11 protein-coding genes are annotated in these 13,384 nt (G+C 52.1%); 1 reads left to right on the top strand and 10 read right to left on the bottom strand.

Going from position 1 to position 13,384, the window contains the following annotated elements; translation table 11 throughout:
- Positions 1–351 precede the first annotated feature (351 nt).
- Positions 352–966 (top strand): NAD(P)H:quinone oxidoreductase, encoded by a 615-nt coding sequence (wrbA, locus tag B9A24_RS11370; protein ID WP_084445819.1) that lies wholly within the window; start codon positions 352–354, stop codon positions 964–966.
- 106 nt (positions 967–1,072) lie between these two features.
- Here the strand turns inward: wrbA and B9A24_RS11365 are convergent, their stop codons facing one another.
- From B9A24_RS11365 to B9A24_RS11320, 10 genes are all read right to left on the bottom strand, one after another.
- On the bottom strand, positions 1,073–1,813 hold the full coding sequence (locus B9A24_RS11365; protein ID WP_084445815.1) for a shikimate dehydrogenase family protein: 741 nt from the start codon (positions 1,811–1,813) through the stop codon (positions 1,073–1,075).
- A gap of 114 nt (positions 1,814–1,927) precedes the next feature.
- Positions 1,928–2,584 carry a DedA family protein gene (locus B9A24_RS11360; RefSeq protein ID WP_084445811.1) on the bottom strand — a complete coding sequence of 219 codons (657 nt, stop codon included), beginning with the start codon at positions 2,582–2,584 and terminating at the stop codon, positions 1,928–1,930.
- Positions 2,585–2,671: 87 nt separating this feature from the next.
- Positions 2,672–3,733: a bile acid:sodium symporter family protein gene (locus B9A24_RS11355; protein ID WP_234997212.1), complete on the bottom strand. Its 1,062-nt coding sequence runs from the start codon at positions 3,731–3,733 to the stop codon at positions 2,672–2,674.
- Positions 3,734–3,971: 238 nt separating this feature from the next.
- Entirely contained in the window at positions 3,972–5,312 is a 1,341-nt protein-coding gene (locus B9A24_RS11350) for a PQQ-dependent sugar dehydrogenase (protein WP_084445808.1), read from the bottom strand.
- 184 nt (positions 5,313–5,496) lie between these two features.
- On the bottom strand, positions 5,497–6,327 hold the full coding sequence (locus tag B9A24_RS11345; protein ID WP_084445805.1) for a phosphosulfolactate synthase: 831 nt from the start codon (positions 6,325–6,327) through the stop codon (positions 5,497–5,499).
- A gap of 105 nt (positions 6,328–6,432) precedes the next feature.
- Positions 6,433–7,830 (bottom strand): tetratricopeptide repeat protein, encoded by a 1,398-nt coding sequence (locus B9A24_RS11340; protein ID WP_084445802.1) that lies wholly within the window; start codon positions 7,828–7,830, stop codon positions 6,433–6,435.
- 89 nt (positions 7,831–7,919) lie between these two features.
- The gene (locus tag B9A24_RS11335; RefSeq protein WP_084445930.1) at positions 7,920–8,945 is read right to left on the bottom strand and encodes an NAD-dependent epimerase/dehydratase family protein; all 1,026 of its coding nucleotides are present in this window, start codon (positions 8,943–8,945) and stop codon (positions 7,920–7,922) included.
- A 56-nt stretch (positions 8,946–9,001) separates the two neighbouring features.
- Positions 9,002–9,781 carry a tyrosine-protein phosphatase gene (locus tag B9A24_RS11330; protein WP_084445799.1) on the bottom strand — a complete coding sequence of 260 codons (780 nt, stop codon included), beginning with the start codon at positions 9,779–9,781 and terminating at the stop codon, positions 9,002–9,004.
- A 24-nt stretch (positions 9,782–9,805) separates the two neighbouring features.
- A complete protein-coding gene (locus B9A24_RS11325) occupies positions 9,806–12,253 on the bottom strand; it encodes a polysaccharide biosynthesis tyrosine autokinase (RefSeq protein WP_084445796.1) in 2,448 nt (815 codons plus the stop codon).
- A gap of 31 nt (positions 12,254–12,284) precedes the next feature.
- The gene (locus tag B9A24_RS11320) at positions 12,285–13,241 is read right to left on the bottom strand and encodes a polysaccharide biosynthesis/export family protein (protein WP_234997210.1); all 957 of its coding nucleotides are present in this window, start codon (positions 13,239–13,241) and stop codon (positions 12,285–12,287) included.
- Positions 13,242–13,384: the final 143 nt, after the last annotated feature.

Here is a 13,384-nt window from a genome sequence, read left to right as displayed (position 1 = left end):
GGTTACCATAAAATCGATTGGGCCAGGACAAAGTGGCTGCATACGCTGCGGTTCGTAATAACGTATCGGTAGAATAATCCGCGAAGATTAGCGGGCTTTGGTGAGTAGAGGCTATTACCTGCCCTTAGGGTTGCACGCTTGTGCCCGAATATTTTTCAAGGCCGCTGAATAGCGCTGGGGGGCTTTTCCAGGGGAAAAAAATAAATTTCACGAAACAATGTCAATACATTTAATGTACATACATATATTTGTTTGTTGCCGCTTTCAGCTGCCTTTCGTAAACCAAGACCTTGCCTTTCGGAAGCGACCTACATTCACATCAACTCATTTTTCATCTTTTACTCGTTCCTCATGAAAACTCTCGTTCTGTTCTATTCCACGTATGGCCATGTGTGGAAGCTGGCCGAGGCTGTGGCCGAAGGTGCCCGCCAGGTAGAAGGCAATGATGTGGTAGTAAAGCGCGTACCCGAGACACTGTCGAAAGAAATTCTCGACAAAACTGGAGCCACGCAGGCGCAGCAAGCTTTCAGCCATGTGCCCGTAGCTACCCCCGAGGAACTGGAGCAGTACGATGCCATCATCATTGGAACGCCTACCCGCTACGGCAACGCCTGCGGTCAGATTCAGGCGTATCTCGACTCAACCGGTGGGTTGTGGGGCCGCGGCGCCCTCGTGGGCAAAGCAGGTGGCGCATTTGTGAGCACCGCTACTCAACACGGTGGCCAGGAGACGACGCTGCGCGCGCTACACACGGCTTTATTGCACCACGGTATGGTCATCGTAGGCTTGCCTTACGCCTGGCAGGGTCAGATGGGCCATGATGTAGTAACAGGTGGCACTCCCTACGGTGCCAGCACCGTAGCCGGTGGCCAGGGCGAGCGTCAGCCCAGCGAGAACGAATTGGAAGGCGCTCGTTATCAAGGCAAGTACACCGCCGAAATTGCTAGCAAGCTTTCCAGAAAATAAGCGTTACTTGCGACTTATACCCTGAACGCACATATTGCAACAACCAGCAAGCCACCCTTTTGGAGTGGCTTGTTGTGTTTTAAGCCAGTAGTGTAGCATTTGCTTTTTACTTACTCCAGATATCCCAGGCAGCCTCGGCCTGTAGGCAGAGCATCTCAAAGCCATTCTTGGTTTGAGCACCGGCTTCGCGACCTTTTTGCAGGAACAATGTTTCGCTGGGGTTGTAAATCAGGTCGTAGAGGTAGTGGGCGGGCGTGAGTGCTGCGTACGGGATAGGAGCACACGCATCTACTTGCGGAAATGTGCCCAGCGGCGTCGCATTGATAATTAGTGAATGCCCCGCGAGCACCTCAGGCGTGAGGTCGGAGTAGGTGAGTCCGGCACCGAGCGGGTTGCGCGACACCAGCCAATACGGAATTTCCAGCTCCCGCAAGGCCGCCTCTACTGCCTTCGACGAGCCACCGGTGCCAAGTATAAGTGCCCGTGCTTCGGGGCCGCGCAGGGGGTAAAAATCACGCAGTGATTCACGGAAGCCAATATAATCGGTATTATGACCAAGGTAGCGGCCGTCGGGCGCGCAGTCGATGACGTTGATGGCGCCAATGCGGGCCGCCGCCGATGATATCTCAGTCAGATAAGGCCATATCTGCTCTTTGTACGGAATTGTTACGTTGAGGCCTCGCAAGTTGGGGTGCTGGGCCAGCAGCTCCGGCAAGGCCGAAATAGTGGGCAGCTCAAAAAGCTCGTATTGATGGTCATCAAGACCCAGATTCTCGAATTTCTGGGTGAAATAGGTTTGCGAAAACGAGTGGACAAGCGACTTGCCAATGAGGCCAAATTCCTTCATACAATAACTTCACACTAGCTAAACTGACCACTAACGCTTTCCAAGTGCAATAATAGAAAACCGCCCCAATGGATTACCATTGGGGCGGTTTATTTGAAAAATAAATACCTGGAATTAAGCCACTGGCCGACGGCTGTTTTGGCGCGACTTTATAAACTCGAATATTACCGGCAGTATCGACAAGCCGATGATGGCCAATACCACCAGCGAGAAGTTTTTCTGCACAAACGGGATGGTGCCGAAGAAGTAGCCCGCGCCCGTCAGCAAAATTACCCACAAAACGCCCCCCACCACATTGTACGACAAGAACTTAGTGTAGCTCATGGTGCCCACGCCGGCCACAAAGGGCGCAAACGTGCGAATGATCGGAATGAAGCGGGCCAAGATGATGGTCTTGGCGCCGTGCTTCTCATAAAACTCCTGGGTGCGAATGAGGTACTCCCGCTTCAGAAAGCGGGAATTCTCGCGGAACACCCGCGGCCCCAGATAGTCGCCGATATGGTAGTTGAGCGTGTCGCCGAGCACCGCCGCTACAATGAGCAGGCCCATCATCACCCACACATTCAGGGGCGAGCCGGGCAGCGCCGCCAGCGAGCCGGCCGCAAACAGCAGCGAGTCGCCGGGCAGGAAGGGCAACACGACGACGCCCGTTTCCACGAAAATAATCAGGAAGAGGATAGCATACGTCCAGGTGCCGTAGTCCTGAATAATGGCCCCGAGATATTTATCGAGATGCAGAATAAAATCAATGATATCCTTAAGAATTTCCATGAAATGGGAAGTGAAGACAACGTTATGTTACCGCAAAGAAAGCAGGCGGCCGGCAAAGTTGCTGGATGGGGGCTTTTGCGGCTGACTTTAGTGCATCGTTGGGCTTACTAATGGCTGCTCTTCTGCACGCCGGCTCAGGGCCTGCGCCACGATGCTGGCCACTAGAATCTGGAGGGCGTGATAGATCATCAGGGGCAAAAGAATCAGGCCGGCCGTGCGCGCATCCGGGAACAGCACCTTCGACATTACGGTGCCCTGAACCAAAGACTTTTTGGAGCCGCAAAACAGCGCCGTAATGGTGTCTTCGCGATTAAAGCCGACCAGCCGGCTCAGTAGCAACACGCACCCGTACACCAAAAAGAACAAGGCCAGCATAGCCGCCCCCAACCCGAAAAGGTCGCTGGCCGAGTAGCCCCGGAAAATGCCCTGCGCGAACGACTCGCAGAACGAGGTGTATACGATGAGCAAAATAATGGCTTGGTCGAGCAGGCGTAGCGGCCCGGCAAAACGTTGGGCAAACTGGTGCAGGCGCGAGTGCAGCAGAATGCCCACCGCCACGGGCAGCAGCACCTGCAAGGCCAGATCGAGGATGGTGGAACCCAGGCCGCCGGAAGCGCCGGACGTCAGGAAGAGAGCCATCCAAACCGGCGTAATAAATACGCCCAGCAAGCTGGAAATGCTGGCATTAAAAATCGCCGCTGGCAGGTTGCCTTTGGCAATAGAAACCATCACAACAGAAGAAGAAACCGTGGAAGGCAGGGCAGCTAAATAAAAGCCCCCCAGCCACAGCAGTTGGCTTTTTTCAGAATCGAAGAGCGGCTTTACTGCTAATAATAGCAGCGGAAACAGCAAAAAAGTGGTGCCCTGCACTACCAAGTGTAAGCGCCAGTTACTCAGACCAGCCTTCAACTTATCGCGGCTTAGGCGCAGGCCGTAGAAAAAGAAAATGACGGATACGCCATAGTGGGCAATGCGGCCCAGCGGCAATGGCCCATCTTCTGCCCCGAACTCCGGCCACAAGTAAGCCAGAATAATAACTCCGACCAGGCCCAGCAGAAACCCATCGAGCCCAGCCCGTCGTGCGAGTTCCCGCAGGCGTCGCACGGAGCTGCTAGGGGGCATTTTAGCGGTCGGGGCAGATGGCGGCATGGTAAAATATGGGGTTTATAAACACTTTTTGAGTGAATATAAAAGGCGGTCATGCTTGATCTGGCGTCCGCCTGCCGAAGCATCTCGCCTGTAACGGTGTTCTCATGCTCTATCTTGCGTCCGCCTGCCGAAGCATCTCGCGTGCTGATGCTGGATTACTACCCTGACGTCCGCACGCGAGATGCTTCGTAACCTCAGCATGACCGTCTTTTATATTGCAAAGACTGCACAATTCACATTATAGCTTCGTGCCTTGAGTAGCGGATACGCGCCATATTTTGCCCCCCGCGTCATCCGCAACCAGCAAAGTACCATCGGGCAACACAGTTACTCCTACCGGCCGGCCGTACACTTCCTTCGTGCTTTCATTTGCCACAAACCCAGTCATGAAGTCCTCAGGCCGACCGACCGGCTTGCCGTTTTGGAAGGGCACAAACACTACTTTATAGCCCGTGAACTCCGAGCGGTTCCAGGAGCCGTGCTGACCCACGAAAGCGCCGTTCTGATATTTGGTTGGAAAGGCATTAGCATCATAAAAGGCCAAACCCAACGACGCCGTATGCGGGCCTAAGGCCACATCGGGCGTTATTGCTTTTTCCACTAAATCTGGTCGCTCACCCTTGCGGCGTGGGTCTACGTTCTGGCCAAAATACGAGTAAGGCCAGCCGTAGAAGCCCCCTTCCTTCACGCTGGTCATGTAATCGGGCACGAGGTCGTCGCCCAGCTCGTCGCGCTCATTTACGGCCGTCCAGAGCACCTGCGTGCCGGGCTGCCAATCCATACCGACAGGGTTGCGCAGGCCGCTCGCGTACACGCGCTTGCCGGAGCCATCGGGGTTTATCTCCAGAATCAGCGCCCGGCCCTCATCATTTTTGGCGCCCTTCTCCATCACGTTGCTACCCGAGCCTACCGACACATAGATCTTGGAGCCATCGGCGTTGGCCAGCAGGTTGCGCGTCCAGTGATTATTATAGCCACCGACGGGTAAATCCAGGCTTTTTTGCCCCCCAGCGGTGATTTTGGTCTGGCCAGCTTTGTACGGAAAGCGCATCACCGCATCGGTATTGCCCACGTAAAAATTATCGCCAACCACCAGCATCCCGAAAGGCTGATTCAGGCCCGTCAGGAAGGTTTGGCGCACCTCGGGCTTGCCGTCTTTGTCAGCGTCGCGCAGCAGCGTAACGCGGTTGGCGCTGGTTTCCTTCATCGACCCCGACTGCTTCAGGCCTTTCGCCTTTTCGCCCTTGGCCGTGGAGGTTTTTTCTATTGAGTTAGACTCAGCAATAAAAATGTCGCCGTTGGGCGCCACATATATCCAACGCGGATTCTGCAAATCGGCAGCGTATTCGGTCACCGTAAACCCAGCCGGAACTGTTGGCATTTTGCCCTGGGGCCAGCCAATCACCTTGCTGAAGTTCTTAGCCGACGGCGTGGCGTATGGCTCAGGCAGCGCCGGCGTAGCCATCGCAGCCACCGAATCGGTAGAAGCAGTAGCTGCGGCCGTTTCTTCGGTCTTGGACGATGATTGATTGCAGGCTAATAAGGCCGATAAGGGTAGATAAAGCAGGTAGTTTTTCATGATAAAGAAGCAAACACGAATTGCTGATGTGCAACACCCGCTTACGCACTCCTGCCAGCAGAGTTAATAATGCTCCCTCTAACTTATCAAGTCTTGTTTTACCAACTATAGCCCCAAAAAGCCCCCCAACTGCCGCACGGAGCAGGCTGGGGGGCTTTTTTGACAGAAATAGAAGCTAAGCTCGCTAGCCGCGCGGCATAGAAGTACCGGGCCGGCCGGTTTTAATTTCGGGCTTAAACATGGGGTCTACGCCATCCATATCGAGGAAATGCGTGAAGGTGTCGCCGCGCAGCCCCAGCCGAATGGTTTCCAGGCTCACTACTTCGTTAGGCGCGATATTGCCCAGGTTCACATTGCTGCCCAGCAGCTTGATAAACCATACCTGCTGAGCTTTCTGAGGAGCTTCCCACAGGATTTTCTCAAACGGAATCTTAGTCAGAATTTCCTCTACCAGACCCGAGCGCACCTCGCCGGTGCTCCGAAACAGGCCCACGTTGCCGGCCTCCCGCGCCTCCCCGATTACCTTAATAGAGCCAGCCTCCAGCTCGGTCTGCATCTGGGAAATCCATTTGTAGGGCGGAATAATCTTCTCCGCGTCCTTCGAGCCAACCTCCGACAACACGTTCAGGTCTTTAGCAAGCAAGCGGATATACTCACATTTTTTATCGTGGGGCAACTCCAGTGAGCCATCCGAAACCTCGGCATACTCCATCCCAAACTCGGACAGCAGCCGGCGATAGTCATCAAACTGATTTCGAATAATAAAGGCCTCGAAAAGGGTCCCACCGAAGTACACAGGCACACCAGCCGCTTTGTACACTTCCAGCTTGCGCTTCAAATTGGGCACTACATACGAAGTAGCCCAGCCCAACTTCACGATGTCGGAGTACTCGCCACCCACTTCCAGGAAGTCTTCTACTTCGCGAATACTCAGGCCCTTATCCATAACCATGGTGTAGCCTTGTTCGCGGGGTTTAGCAGTACGCTCGGGGAGTTGATCGAGGTGATAATTCATGTGGGGTGAATGGCTTTACTGCTAAATGGTTAGATGGGTAAATGGCTGGTCGTTCAACAAGTTGACAGAACGACCAGCTATTTACCCATCTAACCATTTAGCCATTTATTTTCGGTACTGATCGATCAATCGAGCCAAGGCCCGTTGCGATTCCAGCTCCGGAAAGTACTCGAAAAGTAAACGATGCTTGTCGAAGTCCAAAACTAGCGCATTTTCCAGATTCTCGTAAGCTTCCCGGTAGCGGCCAGCCGCCAGCAGGTAGGCACAGAGGCGGTAGTGTAGCTCAGCTTCAGCAGGTTGTATCTCCACCGCGTTGCGCATCAGATCGATAGCGCCGTCGTAGTTACCCTGCTCGTAAAGAATAATGCTCCAGTTCAGCCACGCATCCTTATTGTCGGGGCCTACCTGCGTAGCGCGGTCGTAGCACTCTACCGCACTCACCACGTTGCCAACCTGATACTCAGCAGCGGCCAGTGCTAACCAATACTCCACGCTTTCGTTGTACAGAGTGGTGGCTTTGCGAAAGAAATGAGCGGCCTCCAACCAGCGTTCCTGGGCATTCAGCACGACGCCCATCCCAAACCAGGCCTCATCCATTTCCGGATCAAGGTCAATAGCCCGTTGGTAGTTGCGCCGCGCCTGGTCCCATTCGGCCATCTTCTCGTGGCACTCGCCAATGTTGCACAGTGCTTCGGCCGTAGGCTCACCGACTGAGTAGCTGAGGTTGAACTCAGCAATAGCCTCCCGATACTTTTCCTGGCTTACATACGTGCTGGCCAAGAAAGCGTGCGCCTCATAAAAGGTAGCATCGACCAGAATGGCATACTCGAAAGCCGCTACCGCCTGGTCGTATTGCCCCAACCGATAGTAGGCCTGCCCCAGATTATACCACGCCGGAGCGGAGTAAGGATCTTCATCGGTAAAGCGGCGGAAAAACTCCAGGTTCTTTTCCAGCCGCTCGCTCACCTCCAGGCAATAGAGCAGTTCCTGCACCGCCATGTCGTTGTCGGGGCTCAGGCGCAGACTCATCTTATAGTACTTGGCCGCACTCTTAAACTTCTGCCAGCTTTGGTAAGCCAAACCCAGGTTGAAGTAGATATCTTCTCGCTCCGGCGAGTGCTCGGCCGCATCATGAAAAAAAGCTACTGCTTCAGCAAACTCGCCTTTCTGCGTGGCAATAATGCCGCGGGTAACGGCCACATCGGGGTTGGTCGGATCAAGCTGGGCTACGTCTTCAATCTGCTTGGCCGCCGCGGAGTACTCGCCTTTCATGGCCAATATCTGCGAGCGGTCAATGAGCAACTCCGTGGAAAAGGGATACTGAGCTATAGCAGCCTCGCAGGCCTGTAAAGCCTTGTCGTACTGCGTGTTAGTCGTATAATGGTCGATAATATTCTCAAAATCGGCCAAATCAAAAAAGACAGATTCGTTTTGGGCTACCATACGCTCAAACCGACGCACGGTATCCAGCACTTGCTGCCTTTCCTCAAAATTTTCGTTCATTCTCATTCGTATGCAAGACTCAAAGGTCGCCAAAACGGCAGACTTTGCCGGCGCCCGGCGACGGAATCATTGAAGATAACGCTGCTGGCTTAAGATGCAATAACCACACCGGGCGACGGCTGGTTCGCTGCTGTCAGGCTCGCGCAACACCACTGAATCGTTTCGGCCAGTGGCCGGAACTGTATGCCCGTGGCCGTCTCTACTTTGGCCGCCTCATACACGACTGGTCGCCTACCCGCCCGGGCCGTATCCTTGGTAATAAGGGGTCGGGCACCCGTCAGCACGGAGCGCACATGCTCCAGGCGCCAGATCGTTTCGGCTGCCCAGGTGGGCACGGCCACCGTGGGGGGCTTTTTGCCGAAGCATTCAGCCGCCTGAAGTAGAAAATCACGCAAAGGCACGGTGCCGCCACTCAGAATAAATCGTTGCCCAGTCACTTCGCTTTGAAAGGTCAAGCGAAGCATAGCCTCCACGGCGTCGCGCACGTCTACATAGTTTAAGCTGCCCGGCGTGTAGAAAGCGTGTTCCTGATGTGCGTATCGGAAAAGGCGAGTGCTACTGCGCTTCCAATCGGCAGGCCCGAGTATTAACGAAGGATTTACAATAACAGCGGACAGTCCTTCGGAAATCCCGCGCCATACCTCCAACTCGCCAAAATATTTGGACGTAGCATACGCATTGTGGCCAGCGCCTAAGTCCCATTTAGCCGTCTCATCTACCACAACATTTGCTCCCCAGCTGTTCTTCCTGACCACTGAGGGCCCACCCAACGCCGCCACTGACGATACATGACACAGCCGGACATGCGAGGCTTGCTCCAAGCAGGCATCTACCACGACAGCCGTGCCTTCCACATTTATCTGCTGTAGTTTTGCCTCATCCTGCGGAGCATACGAGACCAAGCCGGCGCAGTGAAAAACGTGGGTAACGCCAGCCAATGCGGTGCGCAATAAGATAGTGTCGCGCAGGTCACCTTCCACCCACTCCACTTTATCAGCCTGCTGAATGACTGGTACCTGCTGCCTATAGAGAGCCCGCACCGAATAGCCCCGTGCCACCAGGGCTGGAATCAGAAAACTGCCTAACAAGCCGCTACCACCAGTGACAAAAACCATAAGCATCAGGGGGTAAATAGTCGAGTGACCGACATTTTTAATTGGGCAACAAGTAGCTAATCAGTCAATAAAGTATTGTTCAGCAAAGGCAGGGCCAGCGCTTTTTTCAAATAAGCGGTAGGCAGCACCTTGTTGCGTAGGGTTTCGGTGTGCTTGAGATTATGCGCATCCGTACCTACAAAATCCACGAGGCGAGCATCGATCAGCTTTTCGGCTACGCGCTGGGCTCCGGAGGAGTAATAACCAGCTAATGAGTTAAGGTTGACTTGGAATAACACGCCGTTGTCGTGAATCTTTTCCAATTCAGAAAAGCGGCCATATAAATAAGTGTAGCGCTCAGGATGCGCCAGTACCGGCTGATACCCCAGCGCTTTCAACCGAAAAATAATATCCTGCATGTTGAAGGGCTCGTTCATGTAAGATGTTTCCAGCAGCAGGTATTTTTTGGCGCCACCAAAGCTCAGAAGATCTTCTCCGCTATCCAATTTGCCCCCCAGCCATTCATCCAGGTAGTATTCAGCCGCGCATTCAAGCTGTATATCGGTAAAGCCTGCGGTTGTGGCGGCTTCACGCATCCGCGCCAATGCCGCGTGAACCGTAGCAGGAGTGTTCTTATAAAAATCTCCCATAATGTGGGGAGTCATTATCAGCTTGCGGTAACCTAGGTCCTGCATAGCTCTCAGCAAACCTAATGACTGCTCAATAGTCTCAGCCCCATCATCTAAGCCGGGCAGTAGGTGCGAGTGCATATCAGCTCCCAGCTCAGCTAGCACGCTTTCATTAACCAGCGACATTGAAGCTGCTTGGCCGAAAAGCTTGCGTAGAAAAGAAGCCATATTCTATTAGGAGAAAGCTGATTTTTAGGAGATGCGCTGCCGCAGTCGGCTGATTACTCCCTTAGGCGGCGTTGGCTCATCGTAATAACCTTGACCGTAGCCATAGCCATAACTGTAGCCAGAAAGGCCGGTTGCACTCGCGTCGTTCAAAATGGTGCTGAGGCGGGTGAAATTATTCGTCCGCATCAGCTTATTTATATTCTTCAAAAAAGCTTTTTTAGAATAGCCAGCTCGCACGATGTAAAGCGGAATATCAGCCTTGCGCATGATCAGAATACCATCAGTGACCAGACCAACGGGAGGTGTATCAATCAGAATCACATCGTAATGCTGATGCAGTTCGGCCAGCAGTTCGTCGAACTTTGGGTTTAGAATTAGTTCCGACGGATTTGGCGGCGTGGGGCCAGCCGAAATAAAATCCAGCGTCGGAATATCAGTATGCTGAATACATTCCTCGATGGTGTGCTTCTCAATCAGAATGGTGCTGATACCCCGCGCATTTTCTCCTCCAAAAGCCAGATTCACTTTGGGCTTCCGCATATCAAGGTCCAAGATTACAACTCGCTGTTCCGACAGCGCAATAATGCCCCCCAGGTTTACGGTTACGAAGGTTTTACCCTCCCCCGACACCGTTGATGTAACCGATATAATACGCTTCTTTCGCGATGACCCAATAAAATCCAGATTAGTGCGAATGGAGCGGATAGACTCGGAAATAGCGGATTTGGGGTTTTTATTCACTACCAGCTTCGACACCATCATTTTCTCCTTATCGTAGGTAGGAATCACGCCGAGCAATGAGGCCGAAGTCATGCGCTCCAACTCGCGCGTGTTCGTTACAGTGTCATGCAAGAAGTAACGAATTGCGATTAGCCCAAGTCCCAGTACAATGCCACCTGCCAGACCAATGGCGTATATCATGGCGCGGACTGGGGAAATAGGTTCGCTTGGCAAGCTTGCGGGCGAGAGAATTTGAAAGTCGGCCGTAGTACCGGCTTGCCCTAGTCTAAATTCTAGGTCCTTGTTTATTAGGTTTACATAGGTTTTCTCGTATAATTCGAATGGCCGCTGCAAACGGGCCTGTTGCGTAGCCTTTTGCGGCAATCCGTCAAGCTTAGCATTAAGCTCGTCGCGCTGACGGTTCATTTTCTCGATCTGCTCCTGTAGAAGTAATTTATTCTGCTCGAGGAGCCGACGAATTGTGCTCCTCGTAAAATCTAGTTGAACACGTCGTTGCTTTACGGCTTCCGTTGTTTCTTTATACGAGCGTAACACTCGTCGCAGATCCCACTGTTGATCATTTAAAGCCTCTATTTCCTGCGTTAAGCGCCCGTCTTCCAGCTCCGCCAACCCAGGTATGCTTTGTGCTACCGTTGAATCCTCGTTTGCAGTCAACTGGTCCTGTTCCACTAAGCTAGATAGATCCGCTAGCAAACCTTGTTTTTGCAGTAGGTTCTGTCGCTTCTCTTCCTGGGCCAGAATTTTACCATTTACCGTAGCCGCATCCGCACGCACATCATACGTCCGGTTTTCCCGCGCGAATGACTGTAGGTTATCTTCAGCCAACTGCAATTTGTTATTGAAGGCATCGGCTTGCTCACTTAGGAACTGCAAGCTTTGATCGGAAGCCTTTTTCTTTTGGGCTAGCTTTTCCTGTAAATAAACTGTGTCGATTTTATTGACGATGTCCTGTGCTTTCGCTGGATTGAAATCTTTGAATGAGATTTGAACGGTGTTGGCATCTGGATTGACAATCTGAACGGATAAATTGGTGTTCAGATAAGTATTCAGCGTGCCTTCATCCAGAATAACAAAATAAAATTGCGCGTCCAGCGCATTTGCATCAAAGTAGGTACCGTGGGTAGTTAAGCGCAAATCCAGGCCAGCAAGGTTAAGTGGTTGCCCGACGCTATATACTCCGCTTACTTCCTGCTCTCCTTCTAAATAGCTAAGGCGAAATTGAGTAGGACTACTGAAATTAACGTTGAACTTCCGGTTATAAAAAGCCGGGTTTTTAATCTTGTATGTTACTTGGAAGGGCGACCTAGTATATAGCTCTGACTCTAAGACCGTGCCTTCAACATAATAATTGACGTCGAGAGCTAAAGAGTCTTTTAGTCGACGATAGATCAAATTTGACTTGATAAGTTCTACTTCACCCTCTAGGTTAGCTCCCGGTCGGCGCTTCTCTACTGATCCACCGGCACCTAGGCCCAACAGACCCGCCTCCGTCTTCTCGTCAATCTTTAAAACAGATGAGGACTGATATACAGGTTTGGTATAGCGCAAAAACAACCAAGAACTCGTCAAACCCAAAGCTATAAGCAAGGCAATCCAGGGTAAACTCTTGCGAGCAACCTGTAGCAACGTAGTGATATCTAATCCATCACCCTCGTCCTCTTTATCTTCCGTCTCTATGCCATTGGCATTGCGGATTAGCTCTTCCAGCTCGGTTTCTTCTTTCGCTGCCATCAGCGCATGTTATTAGTTGAAGGAAACAAGCCTAATTCCTGTTTACTGTCGTTATGATATATATTGTGGTTAACAAACCTACAAGGCTAGACACAAGCCCAAATACCGGGCCGGCGTCAGCTAACGCCTCGTAGAATTGTCGGCGTATTGGCTCAACATAAACTATATCATTGGGTTCCACCTGCAAGTTGGCACGTCGCATTCCCTCAAACGTAGAGAGGTCAATTACTTGTATTTGCGGATTTTTTAAATCACCTCGTATAAGCCGAATGTTCGTTGTGCGACCGACCCGATTACCACCGGTACCAATCGCTCCACCATCAATTCCGCCCGCTATGGCCAGCACCTCAATGAGGTTCATATTATCATTCGACATAGGGATTATCTGTCCGCCGCCGCCGCCAACAGCACCCAGTACAATAATGCGGTTGTTAGTGACGCGTGTTACCACAAAAGGCTGCTCATAATATTGGCTATACGCAATCTGAAGCACGCTATCAGCCTCTAAGAGTGTATAGCCGCTAACCTTCACGTACTCTACCATAGGCAGTTTGACGATGCCGTTGTCCTGCACCATGAATTCAGCACCGCCACTCGTGGCTCCTCCCTGCTGACCGGCTCCCCCAGTACGAGCAGTCCCTCGCAGTCCACCGGGATTACCGAATGGCAGTTCACCATTCGGATCTAATATTCGTTCACCCCTATTGGTATATACCTTAACATCCAGGTAGTCATTTGACTGAATCACATAATTACGCTCTGTTCTGTTCACAGCTGTTCGCAGGCGAGCAGTATCAATCGTAGTGCCTTCTAAGCGAAATAGTACATTTTGACGGTAAATATTGGAAGTCGTGCAGGAAAATGACAACAGAAGTGATAAGCCCAGCAACCCAACGGATAGCAAGTGGCGAAAGTTGGGATGTAGCATGCGGGCCAAAGAAGCCAGAGACAGGTGGAACAGTGCCGGGGAAACAGCGGAATACATCATTGATTTCCTCCGATGAACCTTCAAAGTAACCGAATTAGCACACCTTTTCAAAATAGGACCTAGGTACTCTGCTCCGGGAAACTGCTTCTGTTAAAGCAAAGTGCTACTTTTGCGAACCCAAAACTGGCTCTTGCTGGTTATGC

It is taken from the genome of Hymenobacter roseosalivarius DSM 11622 (assembly GCF_900176135.1).
Taxonomy (GTDB): domain Bacteria; phylum Bacteroidota; class Bacteroidia; order Cytophagales; family Hymenobacteraceae; genus Hymenobacter; species Hymenobacter roseosalivarius.
This window is presented reverse-complemented; position numbering and strand designations above follow the sequence as displayed.